This window comes from Streptomyces sp. RLA131 (genome assembly GCF_056270125.1).
The window spans coordinates 878,629-900,298 of record NZ_JBWDOQ010000002.1; the positions used below are offsets into that span (position 1 = coordinate 878,629).

The 21,670-nt window shown below is 73.1% G+C and carries 21 protein-coding genes; 7 read left to right on the plus strand and 14 right to left on the minus strand.

The genetic code is table 11. The features are described 5' to 3' along the window. Positions 1-2 precede the first annotated feature (2 nt). The 4 genes from RWE79_RS04800 to RWE79_RS04815 form a co-directional block, all read right to left on the minus strand. Complete coding sequence (locus RWE79_RS04800; RefSeq protein WP_475938748.1) at positions 3-1,004, minus strand: carbohydrate ABC transporter permease; 1,002 nt, start codon at positions 1,002-1,004, stop codon at positions 3-5. Continuing rightward, positions 979-2,277 (minus strand): ABC transporter substrate-binding protein, encoded by a 1,299-nt coding sequence (locus RWE79_RS04805; RefSeq protein ID WP_475938749.1) that lies wholly within the window; start codon positions 2,275-2,277, stop codon positions 979-981. The genes RWE79_RS04800 and RWE79_RS04805 overlap by 26 nt, the downstream gene beginning before the upstream one ends. Before the next feature lie 46 nt (positions 2,278-2,323). Beyond that, positions 2,324-3,442 (minus strand): LLM class flavin-dependent oxidoreductase, encoded by a 1,119-nt coding sequence (locus tag RWE79_RS04810; protein WP_475938750.1) that lies wholly within the window; start codon positions 3,440-3,442, stop codon positions 2,324-2,326. Positions 3,443-3,571: 129 nt separating this feature from the next. Then, complete coding sequence (locus tag RWE79_RS04815; RefSeq protein ID WP_475938751.1) at positions 3,572-3,664, minus strand: putative leader peptide; 93 nt, start codon at positions 3,662-3,664, stop codon at positions 3,572-3,574. Between the two features lie 156 nt (positions 3,665-3,820). Here RWE79_RS04815 and RWE79_RS04820 point away from each other — a divergent pair, with 156 nt between their 5' ends. Continuing rightward, positions 3,821-4,453 (plus strand): precorrin-8X methylmutase, encoded by a 633-nt coding sequence (locus tag RWE79_RS04820; protein ID WP_475938752.1) that lies wholly within the window; start codon positions 3,821-3,823, stop codon positions 4,451-4,453. A gap of 82 nt (positions 4,454-4,535) precedes the next feature. Here RWE79_RS04820 and RWE79_RS04825 read toward each other — a convergent pair whose 3' ends face one another. Together RWE79_RS04825 and RWE79_RS04830 are read right to left on the minus strand one after the other, a co-directional pair. Further along, positions 4,536-5,489, minus strand: a complete 954-nt coding sequence (locus RWE79_RS04825) for an IS481 family transposase (RefSeq protein ID WP_475938753.1) — start codon at positions 5,487-5,489, stop codon at positions 4,536-4,538. Between the two features lie 119 nt (positions 5,490-5,608). Further along, the gene (locus RWE79_RS04830) at positions 5,609-6,361 is read right to left on the minus strand and encodes a cobalt-precorrin-6A reductase (RefSeq protein WP_475938754.1); all 753 of its coding nucleotides are present in this window, start codon (positions 6,359-6,361) and stop codon (positions 5,609-5,611) included. A 32-nt stretch (positions 6,362-6,393) separates the two neighbouring features. Between RWE79_RS04830 and RWE79_RS04835 the strand changes: the two genes are divergently transcribed. The 4 genes from RWE79_RS04835 (at position 6,394) to RWE79_RS04850 (ending at position 10,582) form a co-directional block, all read left to right on the plus strand. Then, on the plus strand, positions 6,394-7,533 hold the full coding sequence (locus RWE79_RS04835) for a cobalt-precorrin-5B (C(1))-methyltransferase (protein ID WP_475938755.1): 1,140 nt from the start codon (positions 6,394-6,396) through the stop codon (positions 7,531-7,533). 85 nt (positions 7,534-7,618) lie between these two features. Then, positions 7,619-8,941, plus strand: a complete 1,323-nt coding sequence (locus tag RWE79_RS04840; protein WP_475938756.1) for a PucR family transcriptional regulator — start codon at positions 7,619-7,621, stop codon at positions 8,939-8,941. Positions 8,942-9,095: 154 nt separating this feature from the next. Then, positions 9,096-9,308 (plus strand): hypothetical protein, encoded by a 213-nt coding sequence (locus RWE79_RS04845; RefSeq protein WP_475938757.1) that lies wholly within the window; start codon positions 9,096-9,098, stop codon positions 9,306-9,308. Further along, positions 9,308-10,582 (plus strand): glycoside hydrolase family 3 N-terminal domain-containing protein, encoded by a 1,275-nt coding sequence (locus RWE79_RS04850; RefSeq protein ID WP_475938758.1) that lies wholly within the window; start codon positions 9,308-9,310, stop codon positions 10,580-10,582. The genes RWE79_RS04845 and RWE79_RS04850 overlap by 1 nt, the downstream gene beginning before the upstream one ends. A gap of 40 nt (positions 10,583-10,622) precedes the next feature. On the opposite strand, the gene RWE79_RS04855 is transcribed toward RWE79_RS04850, so the two are convergent. Then, positions 10,623-11,393, minus strand: a complete 771-nt coding sequence (locus tag RWE79_RS04855) for a helix-turn-helix domain-containing protein (protein WP_475938759.1) — start codon at positions 11,391-11,393, stop codon at positions 10,623-10,625. A 70-nt stretch (positions 11,394-11,463) separates the two neighbouring features. Here RWE79_RS04855 and RWE79_RS04860 point away from each other — a divergent pair, with 70 nt between their 5' ends. Both RWE79_RS04860 and RWE79_RS04865 read left to right on the plus strand, forming a co-directional pair. After that, positions 11,464-12,282 (plus strand): phytanoyl-CoA dioxygenase family protein, encoded by an 819-nt coding sequence (locus tag RWE79_RS04860; RefSeq protein ID WP_475938760.1) that lies wholly within the window; start codon positions 11,464-11,466, stop codon positions 12,280-12,282. Beyond that, positions 12,279-12,548 carry a hypothetical protein gene (locus RWE79_RS04865; RefSeq protein ID WP_475938761.1) on the plus strand — a complete coding sequence of 90 codons (270 nt, stop codon included), beginning with the start codon at positions 12,279-12,281 and terminating at the stop codon, positions 12,546-12,548. Before RWE79_RS04860 ends, RWE79_RS04865 begins: the two co-directional genes overlap by 4 nt. 46 nt (positions 12,549-12,594) lie before the next feature. Here the strand turns inward: RWE79_RS04865 and RWE79_RS04870 are convergent, their stop codons facing one another. The 7 genes from RWE79_RS04870 to RWE79_RS04900 form a co-directional block, all read right to left on the minus strand. Further along, positions 12,595-12,972 carry an STAS domain-containing protein gene (locus RWE79_RS04870; RefSeq protein ID WP_475938762.1) on the minus strand — a complete coding sequence of 126 codons (378 nt, stop codon included), beginning with the start codon at positions 12,970-12,972 and terminating at the stop codon, positions 12,595-12,597. Beyond that, positions 12,969-14,036, minus strand: a complete 1,068-nt coding sequence (locus RWE79_RS04875; RefSeq protein ID WP_475938763.1) for a cobalamin B12-binding domain-containing protein — start codon at positions 14,034-14,036, stop codon at positions 12,969-12,971. Before RWE79_RS04875 ends, RWE79_RS04870 begins: the two co-directional genes overlap by 4 nt. Before the next feature lie 128 nt (positions 14,037-14,164). After that, a complete protein-coding gene (locus RWE79_RS04880; RefSeq protein ID WP_475938764.1) occupies positions 14,165-15,796 on the minus strand; it encodes a PP2C family protein-serine/threonine phosphatase in 1,632 nt (543 codons plus the stop codon). A 502-nt stretch (positions 15,797-16,298) separates the two neighbouring features. After that, complete coding sequence (gndA, locus tag RWE79_RS04885) at positions 16,299-17,738, minus strand: NADP-dependent phosphogluconate dehydrogenase (RefSeq protein ID WP_475938765.1); 1,440 nt, start codon at positions 17,736-17,738, stop codon at positions 16,299-16,301. 111 nt (positions 17,739-17,849) lie between these two features. Further along, entirely contained in the window at positions 17,850-18,392 is a 543-nt protein-coding gene (locus tag RWE79_RS04890; protein WP_475938766.1) for an SRPBCC family protein, read from the minus strand. 170 nt (positions 18,393-18,562) lie between these two features. Continuing rightward, on the minus strand, positions 18,563-20,656 hold the full coding sequence (locus tag RWE79_RS04895) for a SpoIIE family protein phosphatase (protein ID WP_475938767.1): 2,094 nt from the start codon (positions 20,654-20,656) through the stop codon (positions 18,563-18,565). 143 nt (positions 20,657-20,799) lie between these two features. After that, the gene (locus RWE79_RS04900; protein ID WP_475938768.1) at positions 20,800-21,420 is read right to left on the minus strand and encodes a winged helix-turn-helix domain-containing protein; all 621 of its coding nucleotides are present in this window, start codon (positions 21,418-21,420) and stop codon (positions 20,800-20,802) included. Positions 21,421-21,670 lie beyond the last annotated feature (250 nt).

The window sequence follows — 21,670 nt, forward strand, 5'->3', positions numbered from 1 at the left end:
GTTCAGTTCCTCCGCAGGGCACGTCGCTGGACCCAGGTGAGCAGCGCGATCAGCGCCATGAAGACCAGGGACTGGGCGGCGGCGTAGCCGAACTGGTTGTTGGAGAAGGTCGTGTAGACGCGGGTGGACAGCAGGTCCAGGGCCGGTCCCGGTGGATTGCCGCCCAGGCCGAGCACCAGGTCGAAGGCCTTGAAGGACTGGACGGTGGTGTACGCGACCACGATCGCGGTGGCCGGCGCGACCAGTGGCCAGGTGACGTACCGGAAGCGGGCCAGGCGCCCGGCGCCGTCCAGTTCCGCGGCTTCGTAGAGCTCGCGCGGGATGGCCTGGAGTCCGGCGATGAAGACAACCGTCATCTGGCCGGCGTGGAACCACACCTGGGTGAGTGCCAGCCAGAAGACGGCCTTGCCGGGATCGCCGAGGTAGACGGACTGCCATCCGTCCAGGCCGATCGCGCGCAGGGCGGAGTTGAGCAGCCCGCCGTCGGGGTCGTAGACGAACCGCCAGACGAAGGCGACCGAGACCGAGGACAGGACGGTGGGGAGGAAGAACAGGGTCCGCAGCAGTGCCCCGGCGCGGGTGCTGCGGGCCAGGTGGAGCGCGAGCCCGAGGGCCAGCGCGGTCTGGGCGAGGACGACGGTCACGGTGAGCTTGAGGTTGTTCGTGGCCGCGTTGCGGAAGACGTCGTCGCCGGTGGCCAGGGTGGCGAAGTTGTCCAGGCCGACGCTGTGGTAGCCCGCGCTGTAGCCGTCCCAGTCGGTGAGCGCGTACTGCACCGCCTGCACGGTGGGGTAGGCGAAGAAGAACAGGTAGAGCGCCAGCGCGGGCACCGGGAAGAACCACAGGGCCGCCGGCACCCGCACCCGCCGCCGCCGGGGGCGGTGGCGGGTGCCGGCGGCGGAACCCGCCGGCGTGGTGCGGCCGGCGGGGTTGTGGTCGTGCTGACGGTCACGCTTCCGGTACGGCGGCCGGCGGACGTCAGGCACGCTTCTGGTCGATGACACGCTGGGCCTCCTCGGCCGCCTTCGCCGGCTCGGTGCCGCCGACGACGGCGACGGCGGCGTTCTCGACCGCCGTGCGGATGTCGAGGTTCAGGAACTGGAACCGGGGCGCGAGCAGGGTCTTGCGCTTGAGCCAGGGGGCGAGGGCCTTGAGGTCGGTGTTGGTGTACTCCACACCCTCGACGGTGACGTGCTGGCCGGTGCCGTTGGCGTACGTACCGGCGTTGGCCGGGTCGCTGAGGAAGTCGAGGAAGGCGTAGGCGGCGGGCTGGACGGTGGAGGCTCTGTTCACGCCGAGGACGAAGGTGGTGTTGAAGACGCCCTCGTACTTCGCCTTGGCGGCGGTGGTGGTGATCGGCGCGAGCAGGTCGAAGGGGAACTTCGCGCCGAGCGCGCGGACTCCGGCCATCTGGAAGGAGCCGGTGGCCAGCAGGCCGGCCTTGCCCTTGGCGAAGAGCTGGGTGACGGCGTCGGTGGTGGAGCCGGTGGCGCGGGCCTGGAAGTAGGGGGTGAGTTCGGCGTACTGCTTGAGGGTGGTCAGGAACCAGTCGTCGGTGGTCTTGTAGTCGCCGGACTCGATCTTCGTGAAGGCGTCGTCGGTGGGGGCGTTGTTCATGACCATGGTGTTGAGGAGCTGGCCGGCGTTGGCCGCGTCCCCGCCGGGCCAGGCGATGGGCGTGAAGCCCTTGGACTTCAGGTCGTCCAGCAGCTGGAGGAAGCCGTCCCAGTCCTTGGGCGCGCCGGTGTGGCCGGCCTTGTCCAGGGCGTCGGTGTTGGCCAGCGGCATGTTGAAGACCAGCTGGTACGGCAGCCCGTACTGGACGCCCTTGAGCGCGCCGGGGCCTATCAGGCCGCTCTGGTACTGCTTGACGACGCCGGTGCCGGTCAGCGGCGCGTAGACACCGGCCTTGACGAGCTGCTCGAACTGGGCGCCGCGGAAGGCGGTGAACAGGTCGCCGGTTCTGGAGCCCCGGATACGGCGCAGGGCGGTGGTCTGGTAGTCGGCCGACGGGGAGATGTCCTGCTCGACCTTCGCGCCCGGGTGCCGCTTGGTGAAGGCGGCTGTCAGCCCGGCGATGACCGCCTTGTCCTCCGCCCGCCAGTGGGCGAACGAGACGGTGCCCTTGACGGCGCCGGCGGTGGCCGGTCCCGAGGGCGACGCGGAGCCGTCGGCCGAGCCGGAACCGGAGCCGGGGCCCGCGCATGCGGTCGCGGCGAGGCCGAGTCCGGCGGCGCCGAAGAGACGGAGGGCGGAGCGTCTGTCGAGCGTGCTCATGAGGGTGTGTCCTGTTCCTTGACGAGAATGAAGAAGTGATGGTCCGTCAGACATTGGCGGGGGCAGGCGAGTCGGCGAGCAGACCGCGTGCGGCCAGCACGGGCCGTACGCCCTCGCCGAAGCGGATGGCCTCTTCCAGGTGCGGCTGCCCGGAGAGGACGAAGTGCTCGATGCCCAGGTCGGCGTACTCCTCGATGCGTTCGGCGACCTGCTCGTGGCTGCCGACCAGCGCGGTGCCCGCACCGGGCCGTACGAGGCCGAAGCCGGCCCAGAGGTTGGGGTGGATCTCCAGCCGGTCGGTCCGGCCGTCGCTGAGCGCGGCCATGGCCCGCTGCCCGGCCGACTCCGAGGCACGGAACCGCCGGTGGGCGGCGGCGATGGCGGCCGGGTCGAGGGTGGCCAGGATCCGGTCGGCCTCGGCCCAGGCCTCGTCGGCGGTGTCCCGGCTGATGACGTGCAGCCGGATGCCGTAGGAGAGCTCCCGGCCCTGCGCGGCGGCGAGTTCCCGTACCCGGGCGATCTTGGCGGCCACCGCGGCCGGCGGTTCGCCCCAGGTCAGATATGTGTCGGCGTGCCGTGCGGCGACCGGCAGGGCGGCGGGCGAGGAGCCTCCGAAGAACACCGGCGGCGCGGCGGCCGGGGGCCTGCGCAGGCGGCCGTTGCCGATCCGGTAGTGGGCGCCCTCGAAGTCGTAGGCCTCGCCGCTCCACGCCCGGCGCAGCAGGGTCAGGAACTCGTCGGTGCGGGCGTAACGCCCGTCGTGGTCCAGCCAGTCGCCGTAGGCGCGCTGCTCGTCGGCGTCGCTGCCGGTGACGATGTTGAGCAACAGCCTCCCGCCGGAGAGCCGTTGGTAGGTGGCCGCCATCTGCGCGGCCAACGGCGGTGCGATCACCCCGGGGCGGAAGGCCACCAGGAACCTCAGCCGGGTGGTCTGCGGGATCAGGGCCGCCGTGGTCAGCCAGGAGTCCTCGCAGTCGCTGCCGGTCGGGGTCAACACGGCCTCGAACCCGGCCGATTCGGCGGCCCGGGCGACCTGACCGAGGTACTCCAGGGTCGGCGGCCGGGTGGTGCCGCGCGACTGGAGGGAGTCGCGGGCGGTGACACCGACCACGGAGCGGTCGTCACCGGTGGTCGGCAGGAACCAGTGCAGATGCACGGCGGTCATGGGGGTGCTCGCAATCGGGGTGCGGCGATGGGGAACGGCTCTGGTTCAACGTTGAATCAGAGGATCAACGTTGAACCGAGGGGGTGCCCGAGGGCCAGGAGGAAGCGCGGGAGAAAAGGACGCGAAGGGTCAGCTACACAGCGCGGTCGCGACCCTGAGCAGGTCGATGTGCGCGCGCGTGACAAGCTCGACGCCGGATCCCATGCCGGGGACTATACACATCGCCGATGACGGTGAGACGGCGATCTCGCACTACGGACACCCGCGCGAGCGCGAGCCCGGAGTACGCCTCCGCGACGACGCCGGGCGGTGGGTATCCTCGCCGCTGACCAGGACCAGAAGCAGGGCCGGAACCAGACGCGGGACCAGAGGGACAACGTGACCGAGTACGAGTACGAGAAGGACGGGGCGGAGATCTACCGCCGCTCCTTCGCCATCATCCGCGCCGAGTCGCGGCTCGACGGCCTGCCGCAGGACGTGGCGCAGGTCGCGGTCCGCATGATCCACGCCTGCGGGATGACCGACCTCGTACGGGATCTGGCCTACAGCCCGTCCGTGGTGGCGGACGCGCGGGCCGCGCTGCGCGCGGGGGCGCCGATCCTCTGCGACGTGTCCATGGTGGCCAGCGGCGTGACCCGCAAGCGGCTCCCCGCGGACAACGAGGTGCTGTGCACCCTGACCGACCCCGCCGTCCCCGACCTCGCCGCGAAGCTCGGCACGACCCGCAGCGCCGCCGCGATGGAGCTGTGGCGGAACCACCTCGACGGCGCCGTGGTCGCCGTCGGCAACGCCCCCACCTCGCTCTTCCGGCTGCTGGAGATGATCGAGGCCGGGGCGCCGCGTCCGGCGGCGGTCATCGGCGTACCGGTCGGCTTCGTCGGCGCGGCCGAGTCGAAGGACGCCCTGGCCGCGAATCCCTCCGGCCTGGAGTACCTGGCGGTGCGGGGCCGCCGCGGCGGCAGCGCCATGGCGGCAGCCGCCGTGAACGCGATCGCCAGCGAGGAGGAGTAGCGCTCGTTCTGAGCCCGTCCGGCGATGGAGGACACGCGCGGCCGAAGGCCGCGCGACCCGGTGAACGACCCCGGCCACCGCGCTAGCTGTATTGCCCTGAGAGGTTGGGGACGCGGCTGGCGGGTGGTTGGCCTTTCAGCGCGGTGTGTCCGCGGTGGTGATTGTAGGTGTGCAGCCACCCGGGGAACGCCTCGCGGCGTTCGGTCTCCGAGCGGTAGGGGCGGGCGTAGGCCCATTCGTCGAGCAGGGTGCGGTTGAAGCGTTCGACCTTGCCGTTGGTCTGTGGCCGGTAGGGCCGGGTGCGTTTGTGGGTGATCTGGGCTGCTGCCAGCAGGTCGCGCCAGTCGCGTGAGCGGTAGCAGGAGCCGTTGTCGGTCAGGACCCGCTCGACGGTGATCCCGGCCTGGGCGAAGAACGCGTGGGCGCGGGTCCAGAAGCCGGTGGCGGTCTCCTTCTTCTCGTCCGAGAGGATCTCGCTGTAGGCGAGGCGGGAGTGGTCGTCGACGGCGGTGTGGAGGTAGCTGTAGCCGGCGTTCTTGCGGTTCTTGCGGCCGGCCTGGCGGCCCAGGACCTTGTGTCCGCCGCCGTCGGGGATGTTGCCGAGCTTCTTGATGTCGACGTGCACGAGTTCGCCGGGCCGCTCGCGTTCGTAGCGGCGTATGACACGGCCGGTGGCCCGGTCCAGGTGGGTGAGGCGGGCCAGGCCGTAGCGGGTCAGGACGCGGTGCACGGTCGAGGGCACCAGGTGCAGCAGGTGTGCGATGCGGGCCGGGCCCCAGCGGCGCAGGATGCGGACCTTGATGATCCGGCGTTCGATGCGGGTCGGGGTGCGGCGCGGGCTCGTGTGCGGGCGGGAGGACAGATCCCGCATCCCGGCCTCGCCGAGTCGCCGGTAGCGGTCGGCCCAGCGCTGCGCGGTGGTGGGCGAGACCTGGAAGCGTTCGGCGGCCCGGCGCAGGGGCCAGCCGTCCTCGACCACGCAGCGGGCCAGGCGCAGGCGTCCGGTCTCGGTCAGGGGTGCATTACGGTGGGACACGAGGGCCTTTCTGTTGGTGTAGACGTCGCAATCCACACCGAACCGGAAGGCCCTCACCCATTTCAAGATCCCCCAACCGAGATCCTGCTCACCGTCCACAACCTCCCGGGACAGAACAGCTAGCGCCCCCGCGCCGCACGCAGCCAGGCCACCGCGTCCGCCGGGGTCCCGGCCACCGGGACGCCCGGCGGCGTGGGCGGGCGGCGTACGACGACGACCGGCAGTCCGGCGTCGCGGGCGGCGGTGAGCTTGGCCGAGGTGGCCCGGCCGCCGCTGTCCTTGGTGACGAGGACATCGATCCGGTGCCGGCGCAGCAGTTCCGCCTCGCCGGCGAGGGTGAAGGGGCCGCGGTCGAGCAGGAACTCGGCCCGGGGCGGCAGCGGAGGCCGCGGGGGATCGACCGTGCGGACCAGGAACCACAGGCCGGCGAGGCCGGCGAAGGCCGCGAGCCCCAACCGTCCGGTGGTGAGGAAGACGTTCCGGCCCAGGCCGGGAAGGATCGCGGCGGCCTCGTCCAGTGAGCCCGCCGGGTGCCAGTGGTCGCCCTCACCTGCCACCCAGCCCGGTCGCCGCAGAGCGAGCAGGGGAACATGGACAGCGGCGGCCGCCGCGGCCGCGTGGAAACTCATGGTGCCGGCGAAAGGATGGGTGGCGTCGATGACCGCGTCAACCCGCTGCTCACGCAGCCAGCGGCTGAGGCCCTCGGCTCCTCCGAATCCGCCGGTCCGCACCTCCCCGGCGGGCAGTCGGGGCCGCTCCACCCGGCCGGCGAGCGAACTGGTCACCCGCAGCGCGGGGTCGCCGGCCAGCGTGGCCGCCAGCTGCCGCGCCTCGGCGGTGCCGCCGAGGACGAGCACGTGCCGCGTCGGCACCGGCGCCGGCACCCGCGTCACCGGGGCCCACCGTGGCTGAGCCGAATGCGGGCGGCGGGCGCGCCGCGCAGCTGGCGCGGACCGGGCTGCGGCACGGCTGGACCACCGGCGCGTGCGCCACGGCGGCCACCACGGCCGCGTACACCGCCCTGCTGGGCGGGGAGTTCCCCGATCCGGTGACCATCACCCTGCCCAAGGGGCAGCGGCCCGCCTTCGCGCTCGCCGTGGAGGACCGCGGGGACGGCTGGGCCATGGCCGGGATCGTCAAGGACGCGGGCGACGACCCGGACGTCACCCACGGCGCGCTGGTGCGGGTCACCGTACGGGCGCTGCCCCCCGGTTCGGGCGTGGTCTTCCGGGCGGGGCCCGGGGTCGGGACGGTGACCAAGGCCGGGCTGCCGCTGCCGGTCGGCGAGCCGGCGATCAATCCGGTGCCGCGGCAGATGATGCGCGACCACGTCGCCGAGGTCGCCGCCCGGCACGGCGGCGGCACCGACGGCGGTGGCGTCGCGGCGGATGTCGAGATCGAGATCGGCGTCGACGACGGCGAGGAGATCGCCCGCAGTACGTGGAATCCGCGCCTGGGCATCCTGGGCGGGCTGTCGGTCCTGGGAACCACCGGCATCGTGGTGCCCTACTCCTGCTCGGCGTGGATCGACAGCATCCGGCGCGGCGTGGACGTGGCCCGCGCCGCCGGACGCACCCATGTGGCGGGGTGCACGGGCTCGACCTCGGAGAAGGTCGCCGTCGCCGTGCACGGCCTGCCCGAGGACGCGCTGCTGGACATGGGCGACTTCGCCGGCGCGGTACTGAAGTACCTGCGACGCCATCCGGTGCCCCGGCTCACCGTCGCCGGTGGCTTCGCGAAACTCTCCAAGCTCGCCGCGGGCCATCTCGACCTGCACTCCTCTCGTTCCCAGGTGGACCAGGGCTTCCTGGCCGGCCTCGCCACGGCCGGTGGCGCCGACGAGCGGCTGGCCGCCGCCGTGGCCACCGCCAACACCGGCCTGGAGGCCGTCCAGTTGTGCGCCGCCCGGGGCGTCCCGCTGGGCGACCTGGTCGCGGCGGCCGCCCGCGACACCGCCCGGGGCGTGCTGCGCGAGGCCCCGGTCGCCGTCGACGTGATCTGCGTCGACCGGACCGGCACCATCGTCGGCCGCGCCGGACCGTAGCGCGACAGGACCTTACCCGGGGCGCCGATCGCAGGCCGTAACATCCCCCGGCCGCCGGCGTAACAATGCCTGCCGACAGTAAGGCATGAGCCTGAGCGCGAGCGTGAGCGTCGAGCGGATTCAGACACTGGTGGATGCCCTGGCCACCCGGCTCGGGCGGGCGGTCGTGGTGGACGACCACGAACTGCGCCCGGTCAGCGTGAGCAAGGACTTCGGGGGCACGGATCCGGCGGGTGGATGGTCGTGGCCGCATCGCGGGACGCGGCCGGAGGACGTCCGGTACGAGGAGATCAAACAGTGGACCGGGCCGGGGTACGTTCCGGCGAACGCGGCGCTGGAGCTGTGGCGGCGGCTCTGTGTCCCCATCCGCTGCCAGGGCGTGCTGCTCGGGTTCGTGTGGATCACGGACCGGCCCGCCGACCTCACGCCGGCCCAGGTCGCCGACGCCGCCCGCACCGCCGAGGCGCTCGGGCCGGCGCTGTACGGCGTGTCGCTGCACGGCGGGCCGGTCGCGGTCGCTCCGGGCCCGGAGCCGGACCGGCGGCTGGTGGAGCAGCTGACCGGCACCGACCCGGCGGCACGGCGCGCGGCGTGGGAGGAGGCCCTGGACCGGGGCCTGCTCGACGACGTCCGGCAGCTGGCCGTGGTGCTGGTGGAGTGCCGCCCGGGCGAGGGCGGCGGCAGTCCGGCCGACCCCCGCTCCGCGCTCACGGAGGCGGTGGACCGGCTGTGCCGCACCGCGCCCGGCGAGACGGCGCTCGCCGCCGTACGGCCCGGGCGGGCCACCGTGGTCCTGGGCCGCCGCCAGGGCTTCGGGAACGGCCGGCTCAGCGAGGCGGTCACGGCCCTGCTGGCCGGGCTCACGGACCGTTCCGGGGTCGCGGGGTGCTGGCGGATCGGGGCCGGCGGCCCGGCCCGGGGCCTCGACGGGCTGCCGCGGGCCCGACGGCAGGCCGAGATCGCGCTGTCGGCGGCCGGCGGGACCGACGGGCCGGGCGGGGCCTGCTGGCCGGAGCTGGGCGCCGACGCGCTGCTGGCCCAGCTCGCCCCGCAGGCCTGGGAGAACGCGCTGCTGCCGGACGGCGTGGCGGCACTGCTGGCGGATCCCTCGGCCGCCGTACTGGTGCGGACCCTGGAGACGTATCTCGACTGTGCCGGGGACGAGCGGCGCACGGCACGCGAGCTGTGCGTGCGGCGCACGACGCTCGCGCAGCGGCTGGCCCGGGCCGAGCAGATCTCGGGGCTGAGCCTGCGGGACGGCCGTGACCGGCTGCTGCTGCACCTCGCCCTGGGGCTGCGCCGGCTGCACGGCAGCGGCACCTACCGGGTGCCCGTCCCGCACCGCCTGTCCGGTCTCCCCGCCGACGCCGCGACACCGGCCGGCGGCCCGGGACGCCGCGCCGGCTGACCGGGCCGCCACGCCGTCCGCGCACCCGCGTGGGACGGCGCCGATTGTCGTGACGGCGTAACAGGTTCCGGTTCCCGCGATCCTTCGTGGACAGCCGTACATCGAACCCGACGACCGCACCCGCGAACGGCGCCGAAGGAGCTGGCGAAAGCCCATGCAGTTTACGAAGTCCACGAAGTCCACGAAGTCCACGACGGATATCGCCGTCGGGTGTCTGCCGGGGCCGTCCCGCCGCGGCGCGCCGACCGCCTCGCGCCGCGACGGGACGGGTACGATGCCCGGGTCCGACCTGACACCCGCCTTCCACCGTCCGCACCGTCCGTACCGGTCGTCGGCCGGTGCCTCGGCGTCCATCGCGGGGGCCTGATGACGCACCTCCCGCCGTCCGGCTCCCCGGCCGGTCTGCGCCTGTCCGCCGCTCTGCTGTGCACCGCGCTGGCCCTCACCGGCTGCGGCACCGCGTCCGCCCCCGGGCGGGCCGCTCCGTCGGATTCGGCGTCGGGTTCGGCGTCCGGATCCGCGTCCGGTTCCGCCGCCCGGCCGTCGGTGACGGCGGCCGGCTCGGCGCCGGTGAGCACGCCCACGCCCTCCTGCGTCGACCGTGTCCTGACCGCCATGTCGGACTCCCAGCGGGTGGGGCAGCTCTTCATGGGCGCGGCACACGTGCCCACCACGACGGACGCGAACATGGCGGTACTGCGCCGCTACGACGTGGGGTCCGTGATCCTGATGGGCCGCAGCAGCGTCGGGGTGCGGCGGACCCGTGGCCTCGCCGACCGGTTGCAGACGCTGCGGCAGACCACCCGGGCGGGCTCCGCCGGCCTGCTGGTCTCGGCGGACCAGGAGGGCGGCCAGGTGCAGGCCCTCAGCGGGCCCGGTTTCTCGGTCGTCCCGCAGGCCCTGGACCAGGGCCGGTGGACGCCGGCCCGGTTGCGCGCCGGCGCCGCCCGGTGGGCGGCCGAGCTGCGCAGCGCCGGGGTCAACCTGGATCTGGCCCCCGTCGCCGATGTCGTGCCCGCGGGGATCGGCCGGCAGAACGGCCCGATCGGGCGGTACGGGCGGCAGTTCGGGTTCACCGTCGATGTGGTGGCCCGTCACAACGTGGCGTTCGTGGAGGGATTCACCTCCTCCCGGGTACTGACGACGCTCAAGCACTTCCCCGGGCTCGGGCGGGTGAGCGGCAACACCGACACGACCGAGCATGTCACCGACACCACGCTGGGCCGTCACGACGGTGATCTGCGGGCGTTCCGCGCCGGTATCGCCGCCGGGGCCGCTTTCGTCATGGTCTCCTCGGCGACGTACGCCCGGATCGACCCGGCCCGGCGGGCCGTCTTCTCCCCCACCGTGCTGAACGGGATGCTTCGGGGCGATCTGGGATTCCGGGGCGTCATCGTCTCGGACGACCTGGGCAACGCGGCCGCGGTCCGGTCGGTGCCGGCCGGGCCGCGGGCCCTGCGGTTCCTCCGGGCCGGCGGCGATCTGGTGCTCACCGCGAACACCGCGGTCCTGCCCGCCATGGTGGGCGCCGTACGGGAGGCCGTACGGCACGACCCGGCGCTGCGGGCCCGCGTGACGGCGAGCGCCCGCCGTGTCCTGGCCGCGAAGCGGGCCGCCGGGGTGCTCGACTGCGGGAACTGACGCCTGCCGGGTGCCCCGTGGCGCGCCCGGCGGGGGTGGTTCACACCGCCGACGCCCGGATGGCGCGAGGGGCGTCGCCGAGTCCACGGCGGCAGGCCTTGTTGAAGGCCTGGAGATCGGGGATGCCCACCGCCGCCGCGATGGCGGGGATGGGGAGGGTGGAGGCCCGCAGCAGGTGGCGGGCGCGTTCCAGGCGCCGGTGGCGGATGTACGCCACGACGGTCTCGCCGGTCTCGGCGCGGAAGAGCCGGGTGAGGTGGTTGTGGGAGACCCCGGCCGCGCGGGCGATCCCGGGCACGGTCACGGGGACGGCGAGGTTGGCCTCGATATGGGCCATGGCGGCGGCGACCACCGTGTGCGGCCGGCCGGCCTGGTCGGCCTCGGCCAGGTCCGCGATGTGCCACAGCACCGTCCACACCTCGGCGGCGGCCCTGGCGGGGGTGCCCGGCGCGGCCGTGACGGCCTGTCGCAGCAGCCCCGACAGCAGCGGTGCCTCACGCCCGGCGTCCTGCATCACCGGTACGCCGCGCGGCCGGCCGCCGCCGGCCAGCCGCACATGGGCGTACAGATGTTCTGATCTGCCCCGGTAGTGGAAGTGCGCCTCCTCGCCGGGCGGGATCAGGCTGACATGGCCTGGCCGGATGGGGTGCGTGGTGCCGCCGACGGACAGCTCGCCGGAGTAGCCGTACAGGTGCAGCTGCCACAGGTCCGGCAGGCGGAATACATCGCGCGGGCCCGCGGTCCCGTGGACGCCGACGCCCACGCTGGCCACCCGGGGTGGCTCGTCGAGCCGGATCGTCACACGTTCCATGGTGAAAAACTACCAGTGGAGGATGAATACAACCCACGACAGAGCGCCTCACGCCACCTACCGTCGCCGTATGCCAACCAGCAAACAGCTCCTGACCTCGGTCGAGACGGCGCGCTTCGTGGCTCAGGGATATCTGCGGACGGACGCGGTCGTGCCCCCGGAGACGAACGCCCGCGCCCTGGACATCCTGGCCGCCGGGATCCCCGCCGTGCCCTACGGCACTCCGGTCGACGAGGCCTATCCCGAGGGCTCGTTCGTCCGCGAACTCATCGGACTCCCGCCCGTGGCGGGGGCGTTGGAGAGTCTCGTCGGGCCCGCGCCGACCGTCGACCACCACTTCGTGCACATCCGCGAGCCGCACGAGGGCAAGGCCCAGCCGATGCACGGCGACGCCATCATCGACGTACGACCCGACGCCTTCGACATCCAGCTCATGTACTACCCGCAGGAGGTGACCGCCGACATGGGCGGCACCCTGAGCGTGCCGGGCAGCCATCTTCGCCGTACCAACGAGAGCGACACCGGGCGCTACCAGAATCTGCGCGGGCAGACCCGGCTCACCTGCCCGGCCGGGACGATCGTGATCCTGCACCACGGCCTGTGGCACGGCGGCCGGCGCAACGACAGCGACATACCCCGCTACATGTTCAAGATCCGGCTCAACCCCACAGTGCCCCAGGTCCGGCTGTGGAACACCGACGACCTCGACGACCCGGCCGTGACGGCCGAACTCAGCACCACCTTCCCCTGGTACGAACCGGCCACCGGCCGCCTGGAGATCCACAACCGGATCCGCCTGTGGCGGGCGCTGACCGGCGACGACACCTTCGACATCGAGTACTGGGTCACCCGGGTGACCAACCGTCCGGCCTTGGGGAGCCAGGCATGAAGCAGCAGGTCCTCGTCCTCTACCTGGCCACCTCGGCGCTCGACGCGGAGGTCGTGGGCTGGTCCCGCTACGACGGCACCGGCGCCTCCCGCCCCACCACCGGCGACAGCGACGAGCCGCCGTACGCGACGGGCGTGGCCGCGCTGGAGGACGGCTGGCGGCTGTTCCAGGCCTCCCAGCTGATCCCCCCGTACCCAGGGCACGAGTACGACACCTCGTTCCTCAAGCACGAGTTCTTCTTCGAGAAGCTGAGCGACGGCGCTTAGCGCCGTGACCGCGATCGTCCGCCGGGTCGCACGGCTTCGGACGCGCTCACCGGCCGCCGTCGGCCTCGGATTCCAGGACCCCGGCGGCCAGGACGGGGGCGAAGTACCCCTCGGTGCCGGTGACCCGGATGATCCGCAGCAGCTGGTCGGAGAGCGCGGACATCCGCAGCGTCACGCCCGCGGCCTCCGTACGGCGCTTGAGGACGATCAGGGCGGACAGCCCCGAGGAGTCGCAGGCGCCCAGGGCGGACAGTTCCAGCTCCACGGTGTCCGGCGGCCGGGCGTCGCTGAGCAGCGCCTCCACGGCGTCCAGCAGGTCGGGGACGGTTTCGTGGTCCAGTTCGCCGTGGACGCGCAGCACGGCGGAACCGTCCCCGGGCCGTTGGGTGTCGATGCTCAGCGGTGGAAGATGGGGAACGGTCATAGGGTGCTCACCGGCCGCACGGGACCGGATGCCTCCTGCGTGGCGTGGATCGTGGTGATGCCGGAGCCGATGAGGGCGAGCGCGCGCGGGAAGTCGCGCAGCACGCCGGCCATCAGTTCCAGGCCGAGTACGAGCGAGCGGGCCGGTACCGAGCGGGCGGCCAGGATCCGGACCGTCCAGTCGACGAACGCGGTGAACAGCTGCGCGTCGTCCACGTACAGGGCGGCCGCGAGGTGGTCGGCGACATGGCCCAGGTCCTCGGCCGTACGGTCCCACTGCTCGGCGGTGTAGTGCCGGGCGCCGGGGAAGCGGTCGGGCAGGGCGTTGACCGTCTCGGCGATCAGCTGCGGACGGGCCAGGGCGACGAGGCCGTACTCGTCGTCGGCGACATGGGTGAGCTTCTCGTGCGGCAGCTGCACCGAGGGCGGCCGGCCGGCGGCCAGCTGGTCGGCGGCGCCGCTGCCCGAAGCGGCCCAGGCATCGGCGCCCAGCCGCAGGGCGTACCGTCCGCCGGGGCCGAAGCCGGGGCCGCCGGCCAGCACCGGTACGCCGGCGGCCTGGCAGGCGGTGATGGTGGCGTGCGCCTTGGGCAGCCGTACCGCCAGGGAGCAGCTGAGGGCCACGGCGTCCGGGCCGGTCGCGTGCAGATGGCTGACCAGGTGCTGGGCGGGGACGTGGGCGCCCAGGAAGTCGACCTGCCAGCCGCGCAGCCGCAGGGCCTCGGCGACCATCCGGGCCGGCAAGGTGTGCCACTCGCCGTCCACGCAGGCCACGGTGACCCGGCCCCGCGAGCCCGGGCGCCCCGGGGAGGCGGACCCGGGACGGGTGCTCAGGACGGTGACGGCGCGTTCGCTGATCGCGGTGGCCGCGTGCTCCTGCCCGACGCTGATGCGGGCCGCCGCCCACTCGGCACCGATCCTCAGCTGCGCGGGGGCGATCACCTGCTCCAGTACGCGTACGGCGGGCATGGTGGCGGCCAGCGACCGGACCAGGTCCAGGGCGCGGTCCTCGTCCCCCGCGACGAGCGCGGCGAACAGCGCTTCGGCGGCCGCGTCAGGCACCACGTCAGGCGCCACGTCAGGCGCCACGTCAGGCGCCACGTCAGGCGCCGCGTCAGGCACTGCCTCGGTGTCCGGCCCCGGGGCCGGGGCCGGGAGCGGGGCGTGAGCCGGGGAGGTACTCGTCCGATTGCTCATCTGGTGTACCTGCCCGGTCCGTGGCCGTTCACCGCACTGAGATGTGCGCCACGCGGGGTGGCGATGCCGACCAGGGCGATGTCGTCGCGCAGACCGCCGGTGAGCCATTCGCTGGTCCGCATGTCGACATGCTCGACCATGGTGGCGACCGGCATGCCACCGCACTCGGCCAGGACGCGCTTGAGCCGGTCCGTGCCGAACAGTTCCCTGCCGGAGACCCCGCCCTTGGCCTCGGTGACGCCGTCGGAGAACAGCAGGCAGCTCTCCCCCGGTTCCAGAACGGTGGTGAAGGTGGTCGCGCGGACGTCGGGAATTGCGCCGATGAGGGTGCCGGAGGTGTCGGCCTCCTGGACCCGTCCGTCGGCACGCAGGATGAGCGGCGCCGGATGGCCGCCCGCGGTGAGCCGCAGCCGCAGCCGGCCGTGACCGATGGGGGTGACGCCGGCCAGCACCAGGGTCGCGAAGCGGGCGTGGTCGGCGTTGAGCAGCGAGTGGTTGAGCAGCGAGAGCAGCCGCCCGTGCTCGGGCTCGACCAGGCGCAGCGCGCTGAGCGTGTTGCGGATCTTGCCGGTGAGGACGGCGGCCTCCAGGCCCTTGCCGCACACGTCGCCGAGGACGACGGTGGTCTCGCCGCCCGGGGCGGTGGCCTCGTACGCGTCGTAGAAGTCCCCGCCGATACGCAGGGTGTCCGTGGCCGGCCGGTAGGAGCCGGCCAGCTCCAGGCCCTTGACGGGGCCCAACGAGGGTGGCAGGAGGTCCCGTTGGAGCAGGGCGGCGGTGCGGGCCTCCTCGCCGTACAGGACGGCCGCGGAGATGGCGGCGCCGGCGCGGGCGGCGAAGATCCGGGCGAAGGTCTCCTCGCTCTCGTCGAAAGCCGGGGCGTCGCCCCGGCGCATCAGGATCAGCACGCCGGCGGGCACGCCGTTGCCCGGCAGCGGGGTGACCAGGACGGAGCCTGGGGTGCCGAAGCCCTCGGGCAGGATCCAGTCCGGTGCCTGCTGGGGGTCGATCCAGCGGGAGGGCACCGGCGGGAAGCCGGCGAGCGCCTCGGCCAGCCCTGGCATGCTTCGCGGGTCGTCGCTGACGACGCGCTGCTCGTTGCCGGGCCGGCCGGCCACAGTACGTACCAGGGTGATCCGGCGGCGTTCCGGCGGGGTGATCACGACGGCGGCGTCGGCCAGCCGGGAGACGGCGAGTTCCGCGGTGGCGGCCACACACTTGCGCAGGTTGAGGGAGGACAGCAGCCGTGAGGACGCCTCGGCCAGGAAGCGGGTGCGGGAGCGGGCGCCCTGGATCTCGCGCCGGGCATCGCGGGCGGCGGTGCCGTCGCTGAGGTACCAGGCGTAGTGCCGGTCGGGCAGTTCGGCCCGCCGGGCGGTGATGTGGCGGTCACCGATCAGGCCGTGCGCGGCCGGGGAGCCGGCGGTGTCGGCGGCGGCGAGCCAGTGGGGTACCGCCCCGGCGAAGGGACGGCCCAGGGTGAGCGAGGTCAGCCAGCTGCAGCCGAGCGGGTTGGCGCCGCGGGTCACGCCGTGCGGATCGCACACGATGACGGCGGCTTCGGTCAGGGAGTCCATCAACGCACTCAGTACCTGCGGCCCGAGCTGCGCGACAGGAGCGTCGTGCACGGGGTCCGCGGTGGAGCGCGGTAGCGGGAGGGAAGTCACAATCGGTTGCGGTGCGGGCGTCGGGTCACCGCTGACGGGTTGCGTCGCCTCGCTCCTGCTCACCTCTCTGCACCTGGAAGTTTGGCTTGCTAACTATTACCGGAGAGCAACATTGTTGCTCATGGTTCGTCTTCCGGCAAGCATCGCAGCCCGGTCCGGGGTATCCGGAGTGACACACTCCGCACTGGGCGGCGTCCATGTCACCACGCCACCCGGCATCGTCACCAGTGGCACTTCAGTGGGTTTCGCGAAACGGAGGATTCAAACCTCCTGGCGCCGGACTTTCTGCCGCTTCCCCGTTTCTGCGGGGATGGTCGTGGCGAGGACGCCGGTGAGCCGGCGGTCCGGGTGCCCGGTCCTCGACGACCGGGTCGGTCGGGCCCGGCCCGCCCGGAAATGCACACGGTGCCCGTGCCGCCCGCCCGTCGCAGGCGGTGACCCGGGCACCGTGGGGGCCGGCCGGTCAGTCGGTGCGCACTTCCGAGCGGTCGCCGCCCCAGAGGGTGTGGAAGGCCCCGTCGCCGTCGGTACGACGGTAGGTGTGGGCGCCGAAGAAGTCGCGCTGCCCCTGGATCAGCGCGGCGGGCAGCCGCTCGGCCCGCAGCGCGTCGTAGTAGGCGAGCGCGGCGGAGAAGCCCGGGGCGGGGACACCGAGCTGGGCCGCGGTGGACACCACGCGGCGCCAGGCCGCCTGGGCGCCGCCCAGGGCCTCGGCGAAGTGACCGTCGGTGAGCAGCGTGGGACGGCCGGGCTCGGAGTCGTACGCCTCCTTGATGCGGTCCAGGAAGCGGGCCCGGATGATGCAGCCGCCACGCCAGATGGTGGCCATGGCGCCCGGGTCGACATTCCAGCCGTACTCGGCGCTGCCGGCCTGGATCAGGTTGAAGCCCTGGGCGTAGGCGACGATCTTCGACGCGTACAGCGCCTGCTCGACGTCGTCGGCGAAGCTGTCGGCGGCGGCGCTGTCGAGCCAGGTCTCGGTCGGTCCGGGCAGGTCGCGGGTGGCGGCGCGCAGCTCGGCGCTGCCGGACAGGGAACGGGCGAAGACCGCCTCGGCGATACCGGAGGTGGGCACGCCCAGCGCCAGGGCGTTCTGCACGGTCCAGTTGCCGGTGCCCTTCTGGCCCGCCCGGTCCAGGACGATGTCGACGAAGGGCTGGCCGCTGGCGGCGTCGGTGTGGGAGAGCACCTCGGCGGTGATCTCGACCAGATACGACTCCAGGCGGCCGGAGTTCCAGGTGCGGAAGACCTCGGCGATCTCGGCGGGGCGCTTCCCGGCGGCGTGCCGCAGCAGGTCGTAGGCCTCGGCGATGAGCTGCATGTCGGCGTACTCGATGCCGTTGTGCACCATCTTGACGAAGTGCCCGGCGCCGTCGGCGCCGACATGCGTGCAGCAGGGCACCCCGTCGACCTTGGCGGCGATGTCCTCCAGCAGCGGGCCGAGGGCCTCGTACGCCTCGGCGGAACCGCCGGGCATGATGGACGGGCCGTTGAGGGCGCCCTCCTCGCCGCCGGAGATGCCGGTGCCGACGAAGTGCAGGCCCTGCTCGCGCAGTGCGGCCTCACGGCGCCGGGTGTCGCGGAAGTCCGCGTTGCCACCGTCGACGATCATGTCGCCGGGTTCGAGCAGCGCGGCCAGTTCGTCGATGACGGCGTCGGTGGGGGCGCCGGCCTTGACCATGATGACCGCCCGGCGGGGGCGTTCCAGGGACTCCACAAACTCCTTGAGGGTCTCCGCGGCGTGGAATTCCCCTTCGTGGCCGAACTCCTCGACGAGGGCGCGGGTCTTGGCCACGGAGCGGTTGTGCACCGCGACCGGGTGGCCGTGCCGCGCCAGGTTACGGGCGAGGTTGCTGCCCATGACCGCCAGTCCGGTGACACCTATGCGAGCCTGCTCCGCCATCTGCGAGTCCTCTCACTTCGTCGTACGGCATTACTCAACGTGTCTCTGGCTCCAGCCTCGCAGGTCGCGGCCACCGATTCCGGTGTTCCGGCGCAACCGCGTCGCTGTGTGCTATGTGCCGGTGCCTATCCGGACCCTGAAGACCCGGGCCGGCCGGGCCGCCCCGATCGGGGTCAGGACCCGGGCCCGGGCCGGGGCGGGCGCCGGGGCACGGTCCGGGCCGCGCAGCGCCTCGCTCAGCCGCCTGGCGTCCACCGGCAGGTCGCGCCGCCAGGCCATGGCCATGAAGGGGGTGAGGAGCATCAGCGGTCCCCCGAGCCGGCAGGTGACGGTGAGCTGGACGAACGTGCCCCGGGAGTGCGGCAGCAGCCGGAAGCCGTAGTGCGGGACCTGGGTGCCCAGCGGGCTCCACATCCGGCGGCCCCGGAACTCCAGCGCCAGGAAAGGGTGGTACGCCGCGCAGACCAGCCGGTGCTCACGGTGCCGGCCCGGGTAGTGGTAACGGTACTCCGCGTCGGCGCCGGGCGGTACGGGGTCCGGTGCGACCGAGGCGACGCCGGAACTCCACACCGGCAGGTTGCGGGCGTCGGCCAGGAAGCCGAAAACCTCTTCCGGGGAGCGGGAAACGATCACGCTGGTGGCAACCGTCGGCATCGCGAACCTCCCCGGTGCCGGCCCCGGGGGCCTGGCGATTGCGGAGTTCTCTTCGGGCTCCTCACCGACAGCCTGCCGCCCGGATCACGGCGTGTCGTGGCAGGTGGGCCGTTCGGGTGAACAGTGCGGGCTCCCCCGGGTGGCGGTGCGCCGGACCGGTGTGTTCCGGGCTAGCGCTCGCCGGGGGCCGGGGCGGGGTCGCGGAACTCGCACCAGACGGACTTGCCGGCGCCGTGCGGCTCCACGCCCCAGGCGTCGGCGAGCTGGTCCACCAGCAGCAGGCCGCGCCCGGAGGTCTCGGCGTCGCCCGGCTCGCGGCGGCGGGGCCAGCTGGCGGCGAGGTCGTGCACCTCGATCCGCAGCCGCCGTACGGGGTCGGGCATCATCCGCACGGTCAGTACGGCGCCGCCGTCGGTGTGCACGAGGGCGTTGGTGATCAGCTCGTCGGCGGCGAGTTCGGCCTCGTCCACGCGTTCGTGCATGCCCCAGGCGACCAGTGCCTCGCGGATCATGCCGCGGGCGGCGGCCAGGGCGTGCGGGTCGCCGGGGCCGATGTGCTGGTGCAGACGGCGGGCGGGCTGCGGGGCGGCGTCGGTGTCACGGCGCAGCAGGAGCAGCGCCATGTCGTCGTCGGTGCCGGGGGCTCCCATGACGGAGCTGAGGTGGTCGGCGAGCTGCTGGACCGCGGGCGGGCCGTCGCTCAGGGCCTTGGTGAGCCGGCGCAGCCCGTCGTCGAGGTCGGTGCCGGGGCGCTCCACCAGTCCGTCGGTGAACATCAGCAGCGTGTCGCCGGGTTCGAGTTCGGCCTGCGTGACCGGGTAGTCGAGCTGCCCGAACTGCGCGGACAGCCCGAGCGGCAGTCCGCCGGTGACGGGCAGCCGGGTGCAGCTGCCGTCGAGGTGGCGTACAAGGGGGTCTATATGCCCGGCCCGGACCATCCAGGCGCGTCCGGTCTGCGGGTCGATCTGGGCGTACAGGGCGGTGGCGAAGCGGTCGGTGTCGAGCTCGCACAGGAAGCGGGAGCCCCGGGCCATGACGGTGGCCGGCGGATGCCCCTCGGAGGCGTACGCGCGCAGCGCGATGCGCAGCTGGCCCATGACGGCGGCGGCGTGGGTGTCGTGGCCCTGGACGTCGCCGATGATGACGGCGACCCGGCCGCCGGGCATGGCGACCACGTCGTACCAGTCGCCGCCGATGTCGCGGGCCAGGCGGGCGGAGCGGTAGCGCACGGCGATCTGGGCGCCGGGTATGCGCGGGATGCTGCGCGGCAGCATGGCCGTCTGCAGTCCCTGCGCGATGTCGTGCTCCTGGTCGAACAGGATGGCGCGCTGGAGGCTCTGGGCGATGCTGCCGCTCAGCGCGATCAGCAGGTTGCGCTCCTGCGGGGCGAAGGAGTGCTTGTGGCGGTAGATCAGCCCCAGTGCCCCGATGGGCTTGCCCTGCGCGATCAGCGGCAGATAGGCGGCGGCCGACGCGTCGAGCGGTTCGATGTGCGGCCACAGCTCGGGGTAGCGGCGGGCGAACTCCTCGGGGGAGGTGATGAAGCGCGGTTTCTCGGTGCGGACCACCTCGCTCATCGGGAAGCCGTCCTCGATCCGCGTGTACTCCAGTCCCGGCACCCAGCTGCCGGCCTTGGCGTCGGTGATGACCCGGACCCGGCCGGCCTCGACCATGCCGAGGAAGAGGCTGACGATGCCGAGCCGGTCCAGCCGCCGCTGCGCGGTGAGCGCGGCGGTCACATCGCGTACGGTGACGGCCTCGGCGAGGGAGGCGGTGACCTCGACGACGAGGTTGTTGTTGACACCGTCGTCGGTCTGCGACTCGTCCCTGCGCACGCAGTCGGCCGCCTGGACGATCTCGTCGGTGGCGTCACTGACGATGCCGATGATGCGGCAGGCCCGTCCCTCGCTGTCCCGCACGATGCGTCCCCGGGCGTGGACCCAGCCCCGGTGGCCGTCGTGGCGGGTGAGCCGGAAGTAGACGCCCCAGGATGCCTGGCCGTCCCTGATGGCCTGGGTGATGGCCCGCTCGATGCTGTCGGCCTCCTCCGGGGGCAGCCGCGGCAGCAGCGATTCCGGGTCGCCACGGAACTCCCCCGGGCCGAAGTCCAGCACCCGCAGCGCGACGGCGTCGAGGTGCAGCCGCCCGTGGTCGAGGTCCCAGTCGAAGCCGCCGAGGTTGTTCAGTGCCAGATGTGCCTCAGCCGGCGCAGGCCAGCCTCCGATCGCGGGGGCCGAAGCCGTCCACTCCCGCTGATCAGCCATGCCGTCACGCTCCGCTGGATTCCGGCGACGATTCGGAGGTTCTGGAGTGCCGGAGTGAGGACAGCGTAACGGTATGCGAGAGAGGTGACACGCCGTGCCCGATGATCCGGGCGGACCCCGCTCGGGCCCGCCCGGTGGCTGCCTCAGTGGGTGGCCGAAGGGGCGTACTTGTAGCCCACCCGCCGTACGGTGACGATGCTGGCGCGGTGCTCCGGGCCGAGCTTGCGGCGCAGCCGGGCGACGTGCACGTCCACGGTGCGGCCGTCGCCGACGTGGCCGTAGCCCCAGACGGTGGTGACCAGCTGGTCGCGGGTGTGGACCCGGTGCGGGTGGCCGACCAGGTGGGCGAGCAGCTCGAACTCCAGATACGTGAGGTCGAGCGTACGGCCGTCCACCTGGGCGATGCGCCGGTCGCTGTCGATGCTCACCGGGACCGTGAAGCCGGTGCCGGCGGGCGCCGGGCCGGGCGCGGGAGCGGCCGGCGGGGCCGGGGCGGGCAGCGGCTCCGCCACGGCCACCTGCTCGGCGGGGACCAGGACGAGATAGCCGACCATCGGCGGCTGGCCGACGCCGCTGGGGATCACATGCCCGGGAGCGGGCAGCCAGGTGGCCCCGGGCGGCAGGAAGTCCGGCACGGGCGGGACCTCGTCGGGCCGCACGGCCCGCAGCCGCGACCGGAGGTGCCCGGGGGCCCCTGCGGACTGCGGCTGCGGAAGGCGGTCGGAGGCGGTGGCGGGTACGGGAAAAGACTGGGTCGTGGACATGGAGGTCTCGGCTCTTTCGCGCGAAGGGAAGTCGAATGGACGCCGTATGCGCGGGACTGGACCGGGACGCTGACCGGGAAACAGCCGGTGATCGGCAGGTCAGTCGTGGGTGCGGGTCCGCGCGGTAGTCGCGCGACAACACTCGCGGTCGAACTGGTACTCCTGCCGGGACGGCCAGAACGGCTCCAGGTCGCTACGACCTGTCGCGGTATCAATGAGGCTGGCCATGGACCCCATTGAACCAGAAATC